Below are 18,737 nucleotides of genomic sequence, written 5' to 3'. Positions count from 1 at the left end.
CTCGGAATCGAGCCGGCGCTCACTCCGGCGACCGGCAGCCGGCCGGATCGGCCGGCGCGTCGGTGTCGGAGGGAACGGCGTCGGGCGTGGTGGTCGGCGTCGCCGCCCCGGGAGCCGGTGCGGCCGTCGGCGTGCCGGCGGTCGGCGTGGGCAGTGCACCCCCGTTCGGCGGCGGGGTGAACGCCGGGCTGGGCGTGGTCAGGCCGGGCGACGGGTCGGGCGGGCAGAGCGGCTTGAGGTTCGGGTTGCCCGGGTCGTCGCTTGTCAACTCGGCCAGTCGGCGCTCCGCATCCGGCTGGCTCTTGGCCTGGATGCCCTGCTTCACCCGCTCCTGCGCAGCCAGGGTCAGGTCGTCGAGCCGGGAGCCGCTGCGCTCGTGCACGTCCGACAGGTTCAGCCCGGCGACCTGGCCGGGCACCCCCCGGAAGACCGCGAGCTGGCCGTCGTCGGTGGCACCCACGTAGTACTGCCGCTGGGTGTAGGTCCAGCCGCCGAACATGCCGCCGCCGACGATGACGGCCAGCGCCACCACCATCGCGACGGTGCGCAACGGCCGGCGGCGACGCCGCTCGGGTTCGTCGTCGCGGGTATCGGCGGGCTCCTCCGGCGCCGGCGACCGGGGAGCGGACAGCGCGGAGGCGCGCGCCGCCGGGGTGGACTCGTCGGCCGAGGTCGCCATGCCCCGGTCGCGGGCGGCAGCGCCGCCGACGATCGGGGACGCCTCGACGATGTCCTGGTCGGTGGCGTCCGCGACGATCACGGTGATGTTGTCCGGACCGCCGCCGCGCAACGCGAGTTGCACCAGACGTTCCACGCACCGCTGCGGGTCGGGGTATTCCCGCATCGTGTCGGCGATGGTGTCCGCGCTGACCACGCCGGAGAGCCCGTCGGAGCAGATCAGGTAGCGGTCGCCGGGCAACACCTGGCGGACGCTGTACTCCGGGTCGATGTCCCGGCCGTCGAGCGCGCGGGTGAGCAGCGAGCGCTGGGGGTGGCTGCTCGCCTCCTCGGCGCTGATCCGGCCCTCGTCGACGAGCATCTGGACGTAGGTGTCGTCCTTGGTGACCTGCGCGAACTCACCGTTGCGCAGGAGATAGGCACGCGAGTCACCGATGTGGACCATCCCGAGCTTGCTGCCGGAGAAGAGGGTCGCGGTGAGCGTCGTGCCCATCCCCTCCAGCTGCGGGTTGGCGTCCACGGTGTCGCGGAGCTGTTGGTTGGCGGTGCTCACGGCGGAGCGGAGCGCGTCGACGAGGGCGTCCCCTGGGACGTCCTCGTCGAGCGGCGCCATGGCACCGATGACGATGTTGCTGGCGACGTCACCGGCGGCCATGCCGCCCATGCCGTCGGCTACGGCGAGCAGCCGCGGTCCGGCGTAGACGGAATCTTGATTGCCGTCTCGGATCAGACCGCGGTCGCTGTGGGCCGCGTAACGCAGGGTCAGAGTCATGGCCGTAATTCGAGGGAAGTGCGGCCGATCCGGATCGGCACGCCGAGGGGGACGGGGGTTGGTCCGGTGACCTTAGCGCGATCCAGATAGGTGCCGTTAGTCGATCCGAGGTCCTCGACGTACCACTGCCCGTCCCGGGGAAGCAGCCGGGCGTGTCGCGCCGAGGCGTAGTCGTCGGTGATCACCAGTGTCGAGTCCTCCGCACGGCCGATGGTGATCTGGGCCTCCCCGAGCGTGATCCGGGTCCCGGCGAGTTGGCCGGCGGTGACCACCAACTGGCGGGCGGCCCGGCCACGCTTGGCCTTCGCCGGCTTGCCGGGCTGCCCGGTCGACGCGCCGACGCCCCGGGGCGCGGCCACCAGCCGACCCGACCGGGCCCCGGCGAACAGGTCCCGGCGGATCACGCCGACCACTGTGAACACGAAGATCCACAGCAGGATGAGGAACCCGAACCGGGCGACGGTGATGACGAGTTCCGGCAACGCGGATCAGCCGTCCACGCGGAAGGTCAGCGTCGTGGTGCCGAGCTGGATCATGTCGCCGGGGTTGAGGGCGACCGCCGAGACCCGCTGGCCGTTGACCATCGTGCCGTTGGTGGAGCCCAGGTCGGTCAGGACGACCTGACCGCCGTCGAAGTCCAGCCGGGCGTGGCGCCGGGAGATGCCGACGTCCGGCAGACGCAGGTTTGCCTGGTCGCCGCGGCCGATCACCGTCGAGCCCATCTGGAGCGGGTAGGTGCGGCCGTCGCCGGAGACCAGGCGGACGTTGCGACCGCCCCCGTGGCCGGGCGGAGGGCCGTAGCCGCCGCCCTGGTCGTACGCCGGGTACGCCGGGCCGGCGTCGTAGCCGCCGGGCGCCGAGACCGGGGCGACGTCCCCACCGGTGTAGACCTCGGCGGTGACCCGGAACATGCCGGTGTCCAGGCCCTCACCGCGTTCCACCTCGACGATCACGTCGCCGTATACGGTCCACGCCTGCTCGCCGATGAACTCGGCCTGCGACTGGGCCAGTTCCTGCGCCAGGGCGGCCGCGTACGGCGCCAACCGACTGTGGTCGTACGGCGAGAGATCGATCACGTAGCGGTTGGGCACCAACGTGCGCCCACCGGCCAGGATCGCCTTGTGCGCCTCGGCCTCCCGCTGCATGGCGTTGAGGATCTCCACGGGGTGGACCACCCCTTTGAAGACCTTGGCGAAGGCCCCCTCGACCAGGCCTTCCAGACGCTTCTCGAAGCGTTGCAGCACGCTCACCGGCTCCTCCTCGGGTCCCGAGGCAATGATGGTATCCGGACACCGCCTCCGCAGCTCACACGCCGCTCGGCCGGCTGCCGACGGCCCGTTCGTGACCGGGCCTGCGGACGTGCTACAGTTTCGTCCGCCACGAACGGTAACCGCTCGTGGCGTGACCAGTGGACAGCGTAATATGTCCCGGCACCCGGCGCAGATCGCGGGGACCGGATCGGATACGGTTTCACCGGTCGGCCACGGGGAAGTGGCGGAATGGCAGACGCGCACGGTTCAGGTCCGTGTGCCCGAAAGGGCGTGGGGGTTCAACTCCCCCCTTCCCCACCACAACGAGGGCTCCGCAGGCTGCGGGGCCCTCGCGTCGTATCGGGGCGTTCCGGACGTCACGCTATGCTCCGATGGTTTCTGCCTCCGATGGACCAGGAGTGGCGTGTGACTGTCGCGTTGGTGACCGGTTCCGGCGGTCTGATCGGCTCCGAGGCGGCCCGGCACTTCGCCGGTCTCGGTCTCGACGTGGTCGGCATCGACAACGACATGCGGCGGTACTTCTTCGGCGAGGACGGCTCGACCGCCTGGAGTCTCGACCGGCTCGCCGCCGACCTCGGCTCGGCGTACACCCACCACGCGGTGGACATCCGCGACCGGGACGGTCTGGAGCAGGTCTTCAAGCGGTACGGCCGGGACATCGCCGTGGTCATCCACAGCGCCGCGCAGCCGAGCCACGACTGGGCCGCCAAGGAGCCGTACACCGACTTCGACGTCAACGCCGTCGGCACGCTCAACGTGCTGGAGAACACCCGGCGGCACGCCGTCGAGGCGCCGTTCATCCACTGTTCCACGAACAAGGTCTACGGCGACCGCCCCAACTCCCTCCCGCTGATCGAGCTGGAGACCCGCTACGAACTGCCCGAGGACCACCACTGGTACGACGGCATCACCGAGGACATGTCGATCGACGAGTCGCTGCACTCGATCTTCGGCGCCTCCAAGGTCGCCTCGGACGTGATGGTCCAGGAGTACGGCAGGTACTTCGACATGAAGACCGCCTGCTTCCGCGGTGGCACGCTGACCGGCCCGGCGCACTCGGCGGCCGAGCTGCACGGTTTCCTGGCCTACCTGATGCGGTGCGTGATGGAGGGCCGGACGTACAACCTCTTCGGCTACAAGGGGAAGATGGTCCGGGACGCGATCCACTCCCACGACGTGCTCACCGCGTTCGAGGCGTTCTTCCGCGAGCCGCGCTCCGCCCAGGTCTACAACCTCGGCGGCGGCCGGCACTCGAACACCTCGCACATCGAGGCGTTCCGGGTCGCCCAGGAGATCACCGGTCGCGAGGCCCGGATCAACTACGTCGAGCAGGCCCGCACCGGCGACCACCAGTGGTACGTCAGCAGCATGGCCCGGTTCGAGGAGCACTACCCCGCCTGGAAGATCACCTACGACGTGCCGATGATCCTCCGCGAGATCTACGAGGCGAACGCCGACAAGTGGGTGCCGAAGGCATGACCGGCGAGACCAAGCGCAACGTGCTCGGCGTCGGGGTCGACGCCACCGACTACGCCCGGGCCACCGAGGCGGTGGTGTCGGCCGCGCACGAGCGTCGCCCGCTGGCGCTCACCGCGCTGGCCGTGCACGGCGTGATGACCGGGGTGCTCGACCCGGCGCACAACGCCCGGCTGAACTCGTTCGACGTGGTCACCCCCGACGGCCAGCCGGTGCGTTGGGCGTTGAACCTGCTGCACGGCGCCGGCCTCACCGACCGCGTCTACGGCCCGGAGCTGACCCTGCGGGTGCTCGCCCGGTTCGCCGACGAAGGGCTGCCGGTCTACCTCTACGGCTCCACCGAGGAGACGCTGGCCCGCCTGGTGCCGATGCTGGAGAGCAGGTTCCCCGCGTTGAAGATCGCCGGTGTGGAGCCGTCGAAGTTCCGCGCGGCCACGCCGGGTGAGGACGCCGAGATCGCCGAGCGGATCCGGGCCAGCGGTGCCCGCCTCGTCCTCGTCGGACTGGGCTGCCCCCGGCAGGAGGTCTTCGCGTACGCGATGCGACCGCTGCTGGACATGCCGCTGATGGCGGTCGGCGCGGCATTCGACTACCACGCCGGGCTGCTGCGCAACCCGCCACCGTGGATGCAGCGGGCCGGGCTGGAGTGGTTCTGGCGACTCGGCCTGGAGCCGAAGCGGCTGTGGCGCCGATACGTCATCCTCAACCCGGCCTACCTGGCCCGCCTGGCCGCGCAGAAGACCGGCCTGTGGAAGGCCACCCCGCCGCCGCCGGCCACCGGACGCCTGACCACCTTCGACGTCTGAGGTGCCCCACCCCTACGGGGGAAACGGGGTGCCGTCCCGGATTCGGTGGACGCCGCGGTGGGCAAGGCTGGGCCCATGGATGACCGTCTCGCCGTACTGCTTCCCCTCGCCGCCGTCTGGCTCGCCGCCGGCCTGGTGGCGGAGGGCCTGCCCGGGCTGGACCGCGCGGGCGCGTTCCGTCGGCGTACCGGATGGTTGTCCGCCCTGGTGCTGGCCGGCCTGGCGCTGACCGCGGCGGTGCTCGTCGCGGGCCTGCAGAGCGCCGGGGACACCGCGCTGGACCGGGCGGCCGCCGGCCTCGCCGTCGCGGCGGTGCCGGCGACCGTCGTGGCCGTCTGCACGGTACGGCGGGTGCGGCGGTTGCGGTCCGGCGCGGGCGTGTTCGCCGCCGCCCCGGACACACCCGCCCCGCACGGCCTCCGTGCCGCCGCCGCGCATCCGCTGATCGCGCTGCCCCTTCAGGTGACGGCGCTCGCCGTGCTGCTGGGACTGCTGCCGGCCGCCGGGGTCGACCTGTTCGACACCCCGGGCGTCGCCGGTCCGATGATCACGGCGGTGCTGGGTGTGGCCGTGATCGGGGTACGCCACGCGCTGCGGCACAGCCGGCTCGCCGAGCGGGCCCGGCCACCGGCGGAGGCGGTGTCAGCGCGATCGGCTGGTGCCCTGCACGTATAGCAGTTCGAGGATCGCGCGGGTCGCCTCGAACCAGCGGTCGAGCCAGCCCGGCGGAGGTACGCTGCCCTTCGGCGGCAGCTCCATCAGCAGGCCGCGCAGCAGCGGATGGTCCACCAGGGACTCCGGTTGGTCGACCGGCCAGCCGCTCGGGGGGAACGACGGCTCGGTGAGCGGGTTGGGGTCGAGCGACGGCAGGGAGAGCGGCGTCGTGGCCTGTTCCGGCGGAAGGCCGGCGTCCTCGCCGTCACCGGAGACCACCTCGGTCAGGACGGTGTCCCGGCGGGCACCCCGGTATTTGCCGCCGAACCGTTCGGGCTTGCCCGGGCCGTTGGTGAGGTTGTCTGAACCGATCGTCGTCATCCGTCTCGCCTGCCTCGTTCGGTTGCCGATCCGTGCGGTTCAACGAGGCGGGGCGGAACTGGCGACGGGTTCCGACGTGGACGGCCATGATCCCGCCCGGCGACGCTGCCGGGCGGGACCACGTTTCGATGCCGGTTCAGCCCTGGCCGAACGCACCGCCCCTGGTGCCGGCGACGAAGGCGTGCCAGTCACCTGGGGCGAAGACCAGGGCGGGGCCGGTCTTGTCCTTCGAGTCCCGCACTCCGACCGCCCCGGTCACGTACGCGACCTCGACGCAGTTGTCGCAGTTCGGCCCGCTCTTCGAGCTCTTGAACCACGTCGCCTGCGTCAGGTCCACGGGGAACTCCTTGGTCGCCATTTCCACAGTGGCTCCTCTGCCAGTTTCGCGATGTGTGCGATGGACTCCTCCGGGCGGATGGCCGCTGCGCGAATGTGATCGAAGATGAAGCTGTACTTCTGCAGTTCGTCGCTCTTCTCGAGGAAGAGCCCGCCCGTGGCGTTCTCCGCGTACACGACATCCGGATCACTCGGCTCGGGGAAGCCGAGGATCGTGAAGGTCCCGTCCATCCCGGCGTGCGCACCCACCTCGAAGGGCAGGACCTGCACCGTCACGTTCGGCAGCTCAGCCACCTCCACCAGCCGTTTGAGCTGACCACGCATCACTGCGTCGCCGCCAACCGGCCGGCTCAGCACCGCCTCATCGAGCACCACCCACAGATCGACCGGATCGTCCTGCGTCAACAACGACTGACGGCCCAGACGGACACGCACCCTTTGCTCGACCTGATCGGCGGTGAAGTCGGGCCGGGCGGCCCGGATCATCGCGCCGGCGTACTCCTCGGTCTCCAGCAGCCCCGGCACGACCTGCTGCTCGTACGCCCGGATGGTGCTGGCCGCGGCCTCCAGGCCGACGTACGCGCCGACAAGCACCGTGCTGTAGGGGTGCCACCACCCCTTCTGCCGCGCCTCGCGGGCGATCTGCACCAGCTCGTCGCTCTCCGCGCCGACCACTCCGTAGATGCGGAGCATGTCCCGCACGTCGCGGGGCGTCGCGGTGGTGTGGCCGGTCTCGATGCGGGAGACCTTGGAGGCCGAGCACTCCAGTTGCTCGGCCACCGCCTCGATGGTGATGCCGGCGGACTCGCGCTGTCGGCGGAGTTCCGCCCCCAGCCGGCGCCGCCGGATGGTCGGGCTGCGCCGTTCGCTCACGGCGCCGTCCGCCGGTCCACGGGACCAGGACTCATAGTCACCCGGCTACCTCCGGTCGGTCGCGCCCGGGGTTCGACGCCCACCGCGGACGCGACCGACTCGCGGCGGGCGAGCGTTCGCGGCAGGGGTGGTGCCGGTCGTCGACCGGCCGCGTCGGGCGAACCGGCGTCCAGTGTGCCGTCCCGGTACCTGACGCATCAAGCGTCCCGGTACGTGTGTCGGACTCGCTTATAGGCAAAACTCGACGTGCAACTTGCATGTCGCACGTCCCTGCTGCACTCTGTCCGTATGGCATGGGTTACTCACCGTCTCCGCGCGATCTCCGGGCGTGGTGACCCCACGACCGGTGGGACAGCCGGAGGGGAGCCTTCCCGCGCCGTGCGACCTGCCCCGAGATGAAGACCCCGCCGCTGCACGCCAGCTTGGCTGCGGCGGCGGGAGCGGTAACCGGGAGCAGCCGGGTGATGGTCGGGTGGCGGTCCGCCACCGCGGATACGGCTCGACCAGCACCGAACCACAGACCACCGGTCCACGAGGCAGATCCTTCGTCACGGAACCGCACCGACCCCCGTTCAGCCTCGCCGGTCCCACCGGCCGACCTTCCCAGGAGTCCATGTGCTGCCCCGCTCCGGTGACGTACTGCACGTGACTCGCGCGGCGAGTGTCCAGTTCCTTCAACCGATCATGTTCCGGGTGATCCGGGTGCTCGACTGGCCGACCTTCGACGGTTGGCTCTGGCTCGAGGGCTACGAGTTGAACACCGCCGGTGACGCTGTCAAGCGACGGTCGATCTTCGTACTCGGAGACGGGCTGCGCCAACTCCAGGCCGCACCGGTGCCCCGCCAGCACACCATCCGCACCCCCCGCCGTCCGGTGGTCCGGACCCCCCTTCGGGTGAGCTGACCTCACGATTCCCGGTCGGGCGGGCGTGCCGACGACATAGAATTCGGTACGCCACCCCGGCAACGTTCCACCCCGCGCGCCACGGACCCTGAACCTGGGATGGTCATGGTCAATCTGCCCGCCGCGCGACGGCACCACCGGTCCCGTGTCGGCTACGCCGTCGGGCTCCTGCTCTTCCTCGTCGTAGCCACCGCGCTCGCCCTGGTGGTGCGGCATCCCGCCTTCTCCGCCACCCAGCAACTGGCCGAGCCCGTACCGGCACCGGAGATCACCGTGGTCGATGGCGACCCCCGGTCCGCTGACGAACCGGCCGACGAGGGCGAGCCGGCAGATGACGACGACGAGGACGGCTGGGCGGCGAACGGGGCGGCCGAGATCACCCCGCCTCCGCAGGGGGGTACGGGTGCGGGCACGGTCGCCGACCGGCCCACCGATACGGACGGCCTCAGCCGGTCACTGTTCTATTCCGGCCTGCTCGGGCTCGCCATCTCGCTGGCCGGACTGGGTCTGGTCGGCATCCGCCGCCGCCAGTGGTGACCGTCAGGGAGTGGGTGTGTTCGTGGTCGGCGGCCCGGAGCGCGGCGTACTCGCGCCCACCGTCGGCCGCTCCGGCTCGGCCACCACGACGGTGACCCGGGCTCCCTCGCCCACCGGGTAGCCGGCATCCGGGTCGGTGGCGATCACCGTTCCGGCGGGCCGGTCCGACGGCCGACGCTGCACCCGGTAGTCCACGTCCAGCCGGTCCAGCGCCGCCCGGGCGACGCTCTCCGGCAGCCCGACGAGCGGCGGCATCGGCACCCGCACCCCGGCCGTCGTGGCCGGCGGTGTGCTCGGTGGCGCACTGCTCGGGGCGGCGCTCGTCGGCGCGGCACTTGTCTGCGCCGAGGTGCTCGGCACCCCCGACGGGCCCGGGGCCTCCGGGTCGGAGTTCCGCTCGGACGCGCGCAGCGCCCACCAGACCCCCGCCCCGATCAAGCCGAGGAGTACCAGCGCCAGGATGCCCAACAGGATCGGCATCCACCAGCGGCGACCGGACGGTTCGTTGCCGTACCACTCGCCGCCGGGCTCGACGTAGCCGGCCGGTCGCGGCGGCGGCACCCCCGCCCGGCCCGACCACGCGCCACCGCCCACCGGCTCCGACCGGGCGGTGGCATCAAGCGGGGGACGGGCTCCCCCGGGCAGTGGACGGGTGGCGTCCGCGTCGGTCCGGGCGGCGTCCCGGGGCATCGCCCGCGTCGCGTCCGCGTCGGCCCGGGCCGCATCCCGGGGGAACGCCCGCGTCGCGTCGCTGTCCCCGCCGGGTACGTCCCGGGGGAACGCCCGGGTCGCGTCCGCGTCACCGGCGGGTGGCTCCTGACGGTCATCGCTCATGGCACGTCCTTTCCCCACCGGGACGGGGCGCACCGCCCTCGATCGTCCACGGTAACGGTCCGCGGCCCCGCCGGCCCGGAACAGCGCGCCGGCACCGCGACGGCGGGAGCCCGCGGGGGCATCGTCAGGGGGTCGGCGACGGGGCGACCGGCGACGAGGTGCCGCAGGTCAGCACGACCTGATCGTTCCACCGGGCCATGGCGCCGGCCGTCGGTGCCTGCGCCGACACGGACCCCTGGCGTTGGGTGGCGTAACGGGGATAGAGCCCGGCGTCGACCAGGTCGTCGGCGGCATCCGAACAGGACAGCGCGCCCACGTCCGGCACGGCGACGGCGGGAGCCGGCCCGACCACCCACACCGTGACGGTGATGCCACGCTTCACCGGCGTACCGGGGGACGGCGAGGTGCGGGCCACCGCGCGGCCGGCTGCGGTGCCGAAGACCAACCGCCAGCCCAGCCGCCGGTCGCGCAGTTCCCGCCGGGCCTGTTCGAAGTCGACGCCGACCAACTCCGGCACCGTGAGCCCGGTCGGCGTGGTCGTACGCGTACCGGTGGGTCGGGCGTCGGCGGTGGTCGGCAACGCGCTCGACGTGGGTGCGGTCGGCGGCGCCGACGTCGGTGCGGCCGGGGGCGGTGCCGGGGAGGGCGACGCGACCGGCCGTTCCGGGTCACCGGCCAGGACCCAACCCGCACCGGCCCCGATCACCGCCAGCACGATCAACGCCAGGACGCCGAGGATCGGCTTCCCCCGGCCGGGGGCACCACCTTCGTCCACCGGCCGCCACTCGTCGGTCATAGTCCCCCGCCCAGTCCTCGGCGACGGTATCCGGTGGCGTCAAACGGTCACCGCCTGTCACACGACTCGCCGCGCCGACCCCGGGAGGTTACGCTCCCCCGCATGGCGAGACGGGGCTGGGGAGGATCAACCGCCGCCGCGCTCGGCGTCGCTGCCGGCGCGGGGGCCGCGCAGCTCGGCTTCGGGTACGGGCTCGGCATCATCAACTGGGCGCCGAGCGGGGCTGCCCGGGTCGAGGCGGCCTGGGTGGCGAGTCTCGCCTGGGCGACCTGGATCGCCGCGACCTCGGTGGTCGTCGGCGCGGTCTGCGCCCAACGGCTCCGGGGCGCCGCCGAGCGGGACGCCGAGCCGAGGGGGACGCTGCCCCGGCTCGGTCTGGCGCTCGCGGCCGGGGTCGGCGCGCTGGTCACCGTCCTGCTCGTGGCGGTGCCGGCCCGGGCGGCCCAGGTGCCGGACGTCTCCGCGCCGCAGGCGGTCGCCGCCGGGTACGCCGCCGCCGGGCTGCTGCTCGGCGTGCTGCTGGCCACCTGGGCCCTGCACACCCGGGCCGCCGCCACGAACCTGATCGCCACCTCCGGCTGGCTGTGGCTGCTCGCCGTGGTGTCGGTGGTCGACGGGGTGATCGCCGGCCGTGGCCTGAGCACCGCGCAACTCGGCATCTGGCAGATCAGCGCGGACCGGGGTGCGTTCTGGATCCGCGACTACTTCTACTGGCCGGGTGCGCTGCTGTCGCTGTTCTCCGCCCTGGTGATCGGCGTCGTGGCGGCCCGCCGCGCGGCCCGCTCACCGGGGACCCGGGTCGGCGCGGCGGCCTCCGGTGCGGCCGGGCCGCTGCTTGTCGCGCTGGCGTACCTGCTGGCCGTGCCCCGGCTGGCCGGGATCGCCGCCGAGCAGTTGTCGGCCCATCTGATCGCGCCGTACGCGGTGATCGCCGGCGTCGGCGGCTCGGCGCTGATCGCCGCGCTCGCCCAGCGAGCCGACCGCCGAGGTGCCGACCCCACTCGGGAGGATGTGCCCGGCCCGCGGGTCGGGGAGGCCGAGCCGACCGCCGGGAAGTCGGACGCGACACGGGAGCCGGCCGGCCCGGACGAGGCGCCGAGCCGCTCGACCGACCTTGGCCCGAAGGCGGGCCCGGCGGAGGCCGTTCCGACCGGGGCAGCTCCGACCGAGGCGGCTCCGACCGAGGCGGCTCCGGCGGGGGCAGGCCTGGCGGAGGCGACGAGCGGTGGCCAGGACCCGGAACGCCGGGTGTCCCCGGGTCGGGGCACCCGGACCGCGGACCGACGCGAACGCCCGGTCCCGTCGCAGCGCCGGCCCGGATCGACCGGGACGGTCGAGCCCACCGACCGGGGCGAGACCACGGCGCCCGTCGACGACGTGGCGGTGCCGGACCCGGCGGGGACACCCACCGAACCGAGAACCCGCCGCCGCGCCCGCTGACCCGACTTCCGCCGGCCGGGTGACTCAGTCGACCGGCCAGGTGTGCACCGGCTCGTTGCTGCTCTGCAGGTGGGCGTACTGCTTGACCATGTGGTGCAGCGCGGCGGTCCGGTCCATGCCGTGATGCCGTTCGGCCTTCCACACGGTTTCGGTCTGCCAGACCGCGCCGTTGCGGCGGGTGCGGCAGCGGCCCTCGATCACGCCGAGGAGGCGGTCCCGCTCGGCCGGGGCGACCCCGAACCTGTCCAGCCCCTGCGCGGCCACCGGCAGCAACGTGTCCAGCACGAGCGTGGTGACCGGCACGTCGCCGAGCCGGGGCCAGTGCAGGGCCGCTTCGATGCCCCGCCGGGCGGCGGCGTGGAAGTTCTCCTCGGCGGAGCTGAACGTCAACCGGCTCCAGATCGGACGCTCGGCCTCGGCGAGGCCCCGGGCCAGCCCGAAGTAGAACGCCGCGTTGGCGAGCATGTCGACCACGGTGGGCCCGGCGGGCAGCACCCGGTTCTCCACCCGCAGGTGGGGACGGCCGTTCATGATGTCGTAGATCGGCCGGTTCCAGCGGTAGACGGTGCCGTTGTGCAGCCGCAGCTCACCGAGCTCGGGCACCCCGCCGGCGTGCAGCACCTCGACCGGGTCCTCCTCCTCGCAGATGGGCAGCAACGGCGGGAAGTAGCGCACGTTCTCCTCGAACAGGTCGAAGATCGAGGTGATCCAGCGTTCGCCGAACCACACCCGCGGGCGTACGCCCTGGGCCTTCAGTTCGTCCGGGCGGGTGTCGGTGGCCTGCTGGAACAGCGCGATCCGGGTTTCCGCCCAGAGCTGCTTGCCGTAGAGGAACGGCGAGTTCGCGCCGACGGCGACCTGCACGCCGGCAATCGCCTGGGAGGCGTTCCAGTAGTCGGCGAAGCTGTCCGGCGCGACCTGGAGGTGGAACTGGAGGCTGGTGCAGGCGGCCTCCGGGGCGATCGAGTCGGTGTGCGTGCGCAGCCGCTCGACACCGTTGATGTCCAGCTCGATGTCCTCGCCGCGGGCCCCGACGATCTGGTCGTTGAGCACCCGGTAGCGCTCGTTCGTGGAGAGGTTGTCGGCAACCAGGTGGCGTTCGGTGAGGGTGGGCAGGATGCCGACCATCATGATGGTGGCGTCGGACTTGGCGGCCCGCTCGTCGGCGCGGCTGAGGCTGCTGCGCAGGCCCTGCTCGTAGTCGGCGAAGCCGGTGCCCTCGATCAACCGGGGGGAGGCGTTCAGCTCAAGGTTGAACTGTCCCAGTTCGGTCTGGAACAGCGGGTCGGCGATGTCGGCGAGGATCTGGTCGTTGCGCATGGCCGGTTCGGCTTCCGCGTCGACGAGGTTCAGCTCGATCTCCAGCCCGGTCATCGGCCGGTCGGCGTCGAAGCCGAAGTCATCCAGCATCAGCGCGAAGACGTCCAGACACCGTCGGACCTTCTGCCGGTAGCGGACCCGATCCTCGCGGGAGAAGGCGCCCTGCTCGACGTCTCTGCCCATGTGTCCTCCCGGCGCCGGCGCGACGGAACCGTTCCGTTCCGCAACGCATTGTGAACCATTCAGGTGGTGGGCGTAAGAGCGCCCGGTCCGCCGCCCACACCTGGGCCGCAGATCTGCACCTGTACCCAGCCGGTGCCCTCGCCAGCACCGGCATCGAGAGAACAGGTGGTGACGATTCGCACCTGCGGCGGATACGCGAGGGGCCCGCGCCGTCGACGACGGTGCGGGCCCACGGGCCGGGCCGGGGCTCAGCTCTGGCGGATGGCCTCACCCTCGATCTCGATCTTGACCTTGCGGCCGACCAGGACGCCGCCGGTCTCCAGCGCCACGTTCCAGGTCAGGCCGAAGTCCTCCCGGTCGATCTCGGTGGACGCGGAGAAGCCGAAGAGGTCCTCCCCGAAAGGGCTGCGGCCGACGCCCTCGAACTCGACCGCCAGTTCTACGGAGCGGGTCACGCCCTTGACGGTCAGCTCGCCGACGAGCACGAACTCGTTGCCCTCGCGCGACTTGACACCGGTGCTGCGGAACTCCAGGGTCGGGTACTGCTCGACGTCGAGGAACTCCAGGCTGCGCAGGTGGCCGTCCCGGTCCGCCTGGGCGGTGTTGATGCTGGCAGCCTGGATGGTGGCGGTGACCGAGGACTGCAGCGGGTCGTCGGTGATGGTGATGGTGGCGGTGGCGTCGGCGAAATCACCGCGTACCTTGCTGACCATCATGTGCCGACCGACGAAGCCAACGCGTTTGTGCGCGGCGTCCAGGAGGTAGGTGCCGGGGGTGGGAATGGTGAGACCCTCCCACGCGCGGGTAGTCGCCTCGATGCTGCTGGTCATGGTGCTCCTCGGAAGAATATGATTTAGTAAACCAACGACTGACACAGCAACTATATCTTCGACAATATTCCCCCTGTCAAGTGTCGTGAGGATGGCGCCGTGGACCAGAATGTGTTCGACGACCCGCGGATCACCGCGGTGGGCCTGCTCGTCGAGGCGCACGCCGGGCTCTCCGCCCGCTTCGCCGCCCAGTTCGAGCAGCACGGCCTCTCACCGGTCGAGTTCGAGGTGTTGACCCGCCTCGCCCGGTCACCGAACAACCAACTGCGGATGACCGACCTGGCCGCGCAGACCTCGCTCTCCACCAGCGGTGTCACGCGCGTGGTCGACCGGATGGAGCGCGACGGCCTCATCCGGCGACGGGCCTGCCCCTCGGACCGGCGCAGTTCGTTCGCGGTGGTGACCGCCGAAGGCCTGAGCCGGTTGGATCAGATCCTCCCCGGCCACCTGCGCATCATCGAGCAGTGGTTCACCAGCCAGCTCGACCCGGCCCAGTTGGCCGGGCTCCTCGACGGGCTTCGCCGGGTGCGGGACGCGGTCCATCCCGGCGCCACCGCCGGCAGCGTCGAGCGGGCGGAGGATGCCGCCTGACGGACTTGCTTGCTACCCGTCGGTTACCGGCAGAACGACCGGCAGAATCGGGAGCCGGCCAGCCTGATTGCTGACAAAGGGCAGCGAAATGGTCCTCGGGTCTCGCTAGTCTTCGCACAGCGGGGGGCACCGGGGGGTGCCGGCGCGAGCGTGGAGCGAGGGGCAGCACCAGGGGGCTACTTCGCTCGCGCCACCCCCGCGCCCCCACCGCTCAGCCCTGGCTTTCCGGCTCGCCGAGTATCGCCACGCCGGCCACCAACTCCTCCTCCTGCGGCAGCAGGTGGACGCCGGTGGCCGCCCGCGCCGCCGCCAACCGATCCAGCACGGCCGGATCTCCGGTGCTGACCGCCAGACCCACCAGCGCCTCGACCTGATCCCGCCGATCCGCCCCGCCGACCGCGGCGTCGGCCGCCGCGGCGAACCACTCCGCCGCCAACTCTCGATCACCACGGCTCAGCGCCACGTGCCCCTCGATCAACCCGCGCAGCGCGTCCTCCGACCCGGCGTCCCGGCCCGCACCGGGTGGATCCAGCCCTTCCACGCTCGGCAGTCGGCGCTGCCCCGGCACCACCGCCGACGGCCACAACTCGGCGGCGGTCGCCAGCGCCTCGTCGTCCCGCCCCTGCAGCGCCAACGCCAACGCCACCGTGCCGACCGCCCGCCTCCGCCGGCCCGGATCCCCCAGCTCCGCCAACGCCACCGCCACCCGCCGCCCCTGCTCGACCGCCTCGGGGTACCGGCCCGACAGCCGGGTCAGCTCGACCAGGTCCGCGCGGGCCAACAGTCGAAGGCGCTGGTCACCGCACTGCGCGGCCAGGCGGTCCACCACCGCCAGCCGCCGCCGGGCACCAACCAGCCGCGCCTCGCGTACGTCATGCCAGGTGAGGTGGGCCTGCGCAACGGCCGTCTCGCGTACCCGGCCGTGCCGGGTGGCCGCCGCCAGCGCGACCTCGCCCTGCGCGCGGGCCTCGTCGTGCCGCCCGATCCGGCCCAGGAGCACGCAGAGTACGGACCGGGCGGACAACTCCCCGGTCACGTCCCCGACCTCGACGAACGTGGCAAGCGCGGCCCGAGCCGCCGGCAACTCCTCCGCACCGGCGCCGTGCTCGACGGCCAGCCGGGCAGAGCCGAGCATCGCCCAGGCCCGCCGGGCCGCAGGCGCGTCGGCGGTACGTGGGTCGGCCAGCAGCCGGCGCAGCCAACGGCGGCCTGGCACGTCCCGCCCCCGCAACCGCCACCACCGCGGCAACCCGGCGGCCAGCAGCAGCGCGGTCTGGGGCGCGTGCTCGGCGGCGTACGCCAGGGCGACGGTGATGTCGCTCGTCACCTCGTCGAGCAGCCGCACCGCGTCGGGCAGTTCCGCGCCCACCAGCCCCGGCGCGGTACGACGGGCCAGCCGGGCGATCACCGACGCGTGCCGGAGCCGGATCCGGGCCGTCTCGCCCTCGACCTCGGCCTGCTCGGCGGCGAAGTCCCGGACCGCATCCAGCAGCCGGAAGCGGAACGAACCGGTGCCCCCGACGCTGAGCAGCCCGAGTTCACGCAGCCGGTCCAGCAGCGGCACCGCGTCCTCGATCTGGTCGTCGTCGGCGAGCAGTTCCTCGGCCAGCTCGACCGACCAGCGGTTACGGAACGCGGAGAGTCGACGCAGCCCGGCCCGCTCGGTGGGGGTGAGCAGGTGGTAGCTGGTCGCCACCGCCTCGCGCAGCGTCACCGTGGCGGCCGGCGACCCGGTGGGCTGCCAGCCGGCGTGCACACCGGCCAGGTCGAGCACCCGGTCGCCGTAGCGGTCGAGCAGTTCGGTGACATCGAGGATCCGCCCCCGGGCCGCCATCAGCTCGATGGCCAGCGGCAGCCCGCCGAGCCGGCGGACCAGCGCGGCGAGCGCCGGCAGCTCGGCCGGGGTCGGCGGGGCGTGGCGTGCCTGGGCGAAGCGGACGGCGAAGAGAGCCGCCGCCGGCCACCGGTCCAGGTCGGTCCGGTCCGCCGGGCGGGCGCCGGCCGGCGGCACGTCCAGTGGCGCCACCGGCCGCACCAGCTCGCCGGGAACCCCGAGCGGCCGTCGGCCGGTCGCCAGCACCCGCAGGGTCGGTGCCGCGGCGGCGAGGGCCCGCAACGCACCGGCCACCGGTTCCGGCGCCCGGTCGACGGCGTCGACGAGCAGCAACGCCGGTCGGTCGGCGATGCGGCAGGCCAGATCGGCCGGCCGGGTCACACCGAACACCGAGATGGACGCGGCGAGCACCTCGGCGGCGTCGGAACCCTCGCCGACCAGCACCCCGGCCACCCCGCCGGGGTGCCGGCCCGCCACCGCGTGCCCGACGCTGAGCGCCAGCGCGGTCTTGCCGACACCGGCCAACCCGACCAGGCTGACCACCGGATGCGCGTCGAGCAGGGCGGACACCTCGGCGACGTCCCGCTCGCGGCCCAGCAGCGGCACGGGCTGCGGCAGCGCGACCGGCGGATCGTCGGTGGCCGGAACGACGGATGCCGGCCGGGCCGGCACGTGCCGGGCGGTGGCCGCGAACTCCCGCCGGTCGTCGTCGGTCAGTTCGAGCGCGTCGGCGAGCAGGTCGACTGTGGTGCGTTGCGGCCGGGTGGCCCGACCGCGTTCCAGATCGCGAACGGTCCGCACGCCCACGCCGGCCCGACCCGCCAACTCGGCCTGGGTCAGGCCGGCGGCGAGCCGGTGGCCGCGTAACAGGTCGGACAGCACCGTCCGACCGTCCGGGCTCCGCGAACGGTCATGATCGGGAGTCATGGGCACGAAGAGTACGGATCCCCTCCGACGCTCCACAGCCCATCGTCAACCACCCGACCGTCCATTGCCGATAACCGACAGACCGCCGGGACCGGCGGTCGTCACATGCCGAGATCGCGCGCGATGATCATGCGCTGCACCTCGCTGGTGCCCTCGCCGATTTCCAGGATCTTGGAGTCGCGCCAGAAACGCGCGACCGGATATTCGTTCATGAAGCCGTAGCCGCCGTGGATCTGCGTGGCCTCGCGGGCGTTGTCCACCGCGACGGTGCTGGCGTGCAGCTTGGCGATCGCCGCCTGGCGCTTGAACGGCTCACCGGCGAGCATCCGCGCGGCCGCGTCGTAGTAGGCCAGCCGCGCGGTGTGCGCCTTCATCTCCATGTCCGCGATCTTGAACTGGATCGCCTGGTAGTTGCCGATCGGCTGGCCGAACGCCTGGCGCTCCCTGGCGTACTTGATCGACTCGTCCACGCAACCCTGCGCCAGCCCGACGGCCAGCGCCGCGATGGCGATCCGGCCCTCGTCCAGGATGCGCAGGAACTGGGCGAAGCCCCGCCCGCGCTCGCCCAGCAGGTTCGCCGCCGGCACCCGGCAGTCGTCGAAGGTCAACTCGTGGGTGTCCGAGGCGGTCCAGCCGACCTTCGAGTAAGCGGGCGCGACGGTGAAGCCGGGCGTGCCCGACGGCACGATGATGGTGGACAGTTCCTTGCCGCCGTCCGGCCGCGTGCCGGTGACCGCGGTGACCGTGACCATCGCGGTGATGTCCGTGCCCGAGTTGGTGATGAACGCCTTCGAACCGTTGATCACCCACTCGTCGCCGTCCAGGACCGCCCGCGTCCGGGTGCCGCCCGCGTCCGAGCCGGTGCCCGGCTCGGTCAGCCCGAACCCGGCGAGTGCCTCACCGCTGAGCAGCCTCGGCAGCCACCGCGCCTTCTGCTCGTCGGTGCCGAACCGGTAGATCGGCATCGCGCCGAGCGACACCGCGGCCTCCAGCGTGATCGCCACGCTGGAGTCGACCCGGGCCAGCTCCTCCAACGCCAGGCAGAGCGCGAAGTAGTCGCCGCCCATCCCGCCGTGTTCCTCGGCGAAGGGCAGCCCGAACAGACCCATCTTGCCCATCTGGCGGACGATCTCGTACGGGAAGGTGTGCTGCTCGTAGTGCTCACCGATGGTGGGCGCGACCACCTCGCGGGCGAACTCCCGCACGCTGGCGCGCAGCGCCTCCTGCTCGTCGCTGAGCCGGAAGTCCATTTCGTTCCTCCTGGTGGGACGACGGTACGGACGGGCCGGGCGCTC

General features: G+C 72.5%; 19 protein-coding genes and 1 tRNA gene. 8 read left to right on the top strand and 12 right to left on the bottom strand.

What is annotated here, in order from left to right:
* Positions 1–19 precede the first annotated feature (19 nt).
* The 3 genes from ACLQ2X_RS11125 to ACLQ2X_RS11115 are packed head-to-tail and all read right to left on the bottom strand — an operon-like array spanning position 20 to position 2,727.
* Positions 20–1,450 carry a PP2C family protein-serine/threonine phosphatase gene (locus ACLQ2X_RS11125; protein ID WP_425680899.1) on the bottom strand — a complete coding sequence of 477 codons (1,431 nt, stop codon included), beginning with the start codon at positions 1,448–1,450 and terminating at the stop codon, positions 20–22.
* Positions 1,447–1,932, bottom strand: coding sequence for an FHA domain-containing protein FhaB/FipA (locus tag ACLQ2X_RS11120; RefSeq protein WP_425680898.1), 486 nt, complete (start codon positions 1,930–1,932; stop codon positions 1,447–1,449). Before ACLQ2X_RS11120 ends, ACLQ2X_RS11125 begins: the two co-directional genes overlap by 4 nt.
* Positions 1,933–1,938: 6 nt before the next feature.
* Entirely contained in the window at positions 1,939–2,727 is a 789-nt protein-coding gene (locus ACLQ2X_RS11115; protein ID WP_026267912.1) for an FhaA domain-containing protein, read from the bottom strand.
* Between the two features lie 208 nt (positions 2,728–2,935).
* Between ACLQ2X_RS11115 and ACLQ2X_RS11110 the strand changes: the two genes are divergently transcribed.
* From ACLQ2X_RS11110 to ACLQ2X_RS11095, 4 genes are all read left to right on the top strand, one after another.
* Positions 2,936–3,021, top strand: a tRNA-Leu gene (locus tag ACLQ2X_RS11110).
* 63 nt (positions 3,022–3,084) lie between these two features.
* A complete protein-coding gene (locus ACLQ2X_RS11105) occupies positions 3,085–4,200 on the top strand; it encodes an NAD-dependent epimerase/dehydratase family protein (protein WP_425680897.1) in 1,116 nt (371 codons plus the stop codon).
* Positions 4,197–5,003 (top strand): WecB/TagA/CpsF family glycosyltransferase, encoded by an 807-nt coding sequence (locus ACLQ2X_RS11100; RefSeq protein WP_425680896.1) that lies wholly within the window; start codon positions 4,197–4,199, stop codon positions 5,001–5,003. The genes ACLQ2X_RS11105 and ACLQ2X_RS11100 overlap by 4 nt, the downstream gene beginning before the upstream one ends.
* 75 nt (positions 5,004–5,078) lie before the next feature.
* A complete protein-coding gene (locus ACLQ2X_RS11095) occupies positions 5,079–5,678 on the top strand; it encodes a hypothetical protein (RefSeq protein ID WP_425680895.1) in 600 nt (199 codons plus the stop codon).
* Here the strand turns inward: ACLQ2X_RS11095 and ACLQ2X_RS11090 are convergent.
* The 3 genes from ACLQ2X_RS11090 to ACLQ2X_RS11080 all read right to left on the bottom strand — a co-directional run bounded on the left by ACLQ2X_RS11090 (position 5,646) and on the right by ACLQ2X_RS11080 (position 7,247).
* A complete protein-coding gene (locus ACLQ2X_RS11090; RefSeq protein WP_425680894.1) occupies positions 5,646–6,038 on the bottom strand; it encodes a hypothetical protein in 393 nt (130 codons plus the stop codon). The genes ACLQ2X_RS11095 and ACLQ2X_RS11090 overlap by 33 nt on opposite strands.
* Before the next feature lie 136 nt (positions 6,039–6,174).
* Positions 6,175–6,396 carry a DUF397 domain-containing protein gene (locus tag ACLQ2X_RS11085; protein ID WP_425680893.1) on the bottom strand — a complete coding sequence of 74 codons (222 nt, stop codon included), beginning with the start codon at positions 6,394–6,396 and terminating at the stop codon, positions 6,175–6,177.
* Entirely contained in the window at positions 6,366–7,247 is an 882-nt protein-coding gene (locus ACLQ2X_RS11080) for a helix-turn-helix domain-containing protein (RefSeq protein ID WP_425680892.1), read from the bottom strand. The genes ACLQ2X_RS11085 and ACLQ2X_RS11080 overlap by 31 nt, the downstream gene beginning before the upstream one ends.
* A gap of 615 nt (positions 7,248–7,862) precedes the next feature.
* On the opposite strand from ACLQ2X_RS11080, the gene ACLQ2X_RS11075 reads away from it, so the two are divergent.
* Positions 7,863–8,150, top strand: a complete 288-nt coding sequence (locus ACLQ2X_RS11075; protein WP_425680891.1) for a hypothetical protein — start codon at positions 7,863–7,865, stop codon at positions 8,148–8,150.
* Positions 8,151–8,255: 105 nt separating this feature from the next.
* Positions 8,256–8,687: a hypothetical protein gene (locus ACLQ2X_RS11070; RefSeq protein WP_425680890.1), complete on the top strand. Its 432-nt coding sequence runs from the start codon at positions 8,256–8,258 to the stop codon at positions 8,685–8,687.
* Positions 8,688–8,690: 3 nt separating this feature from the next.
* Here ACLQ2X_RS11070 and ACLQ2X_RS11065 read toward each other — a convergent pair whose 3' ends face one another.
* Both ACLQ2X_RS11065 and ACLQ2X_RS11060 read right to left on the bottom strand, forming a co-directional pair.
* Positions 8,691–9,521, bottom strand: coding sequence for a PASTA domain-containing protein (locus ACLQ2X_RS11065; protein ID WP_425680889.1), 831 nt, complete (start codon positions 9,519–9,521; stop codon positions 8,691–8,693).
* A gap of 124 nt (positions 9,522–9,645) precedes the next feature.
* Positions 9,646–10,317, bottom strand: a complete 672-nt coding sequence (locus tag ACLQ2X_RS11060; protein ID WP_425680888.1) for a PASTA domain-containing protein — start codon at positions 10,315–10,317, stop codon at positions 9,646–9,648.
* Positions 10,318–10,419: 102 nt separating this feature from the next.
* Between ACLQ2X_RS11060 and ACLQ2X_RS11055 the strand changes: the two genes are divergently transcribed.
* On the top strand, positions 10,420–11,757 hold the full coding sequence (locus tag ACLQ2X_RS11055; RefSeq protein WP_425680887.1) for a hypothetical protein: 1,338 nt from the start codon (positions 10,420–10,422) through the stop codon (positions 11,755–11,757).
* Between the two features lie 24 nt (positions 11,758–11,781).
* On the opposite strand, the gene ACLQ2X_RS11050 is transcribed toward ACLQ2X_RS11055, so the two are convergent.
* The gene (locus tag ACLQ2X_RS11050) at positions 11,782–13,260 is read right to left on the bottom strand and encodes a glutamate--cysteine ligase (RefSeq protein ID WP_425680886.1); all 1,479 of its coding nucleotides are present in this window, start codon (positions 13,258–13,260) and stop codon (positions 11,782–11,784) included.
* Between the two features lie 248 nt (positions 13,261–13,508).
* Positions 13,509–14,090 carry a YceI family protein gene (locus ACLQ2X_RS11045; RefSeq protein WP_425680885.1) on the bottom strand — a complete coding sequence of 194 codons (582 nt, stop codon included), beginning with the start codon at positions 14,088–14,090 and terminating at the stop codon, positions 13,509–13,511.
* 99 nt (positions 14,091–14,189) lie between these two features.
* On the opposite strand from ACLQ2X_RS11045, the gene ACLQ2X_RS11040 reads away from it, so the two are divergent.
* The gene (locus ACLQ2X_RS11040; protein ID WP_425680884.1) at positions 14,190–14,681 is read left to right on the top strand and encodes a MarR family winged helix-turn-helix transcriptional regulator; all 492 of its coding nucleotides are present in this window, start codon (positions 14,190–14,192) and stop codon (positions 14,679–14,681) included.
* Between the two features lie 211 nt (positions 14,682–14,892).
* Here the strand turns inward: ACLQ2X_RS11040 and ACLQ2X_RS11035 are convergent, their stop codons facing one another.
* Together ACLQ2X_RS11035 and ACLQ2X_RS11030 are read right to left on the bottom strand one after the other, a co-directional pair.
* Positions 14,893–17,442, bottom strand: a complete 2,550-nt coding sequence (locus tag ACLQ2X_RS11035) for an ATP-binding protein (protein ID WP_425680883.1) — start codon at positions 17,440–17,442, stop codon at positions 14,893–14,895.
* Positions 17,443–17,543: 101 nt separating this feature from the next.
* Positions 17,544–18,692 carry an acyl-CoA dehydrogenase family protein gene (locus ACLQ2X_RS11030; RefSeq protein WP_425680882.1) on the bottom strand — a complete coding sequence of 383 codons (1,149 nt, stop codon included), beginning with the start codon at positions 18,690–18,692 and terminating at the stop codon, positions 17,544–17,546.
* Between the last annotated feature and the right edge of the window lie 45 nt (positions 18,693–18,737).

The organism is Micromonospora sp. DT31 (genome assembly GCF_049841795.1).
In the GTDB taxonomy this organism is placed as follows: domain Bacteria; phylum Actinomycetota; class Actinomycetes; order Mycobacteriales; family Micromonosporaceae; genus Micromonospora.
The sequence above is the reverse complement of the archived record's forward strand: the minus strand, read 5'-3'. Positions and strand labels throughout refer to the sequence as shown.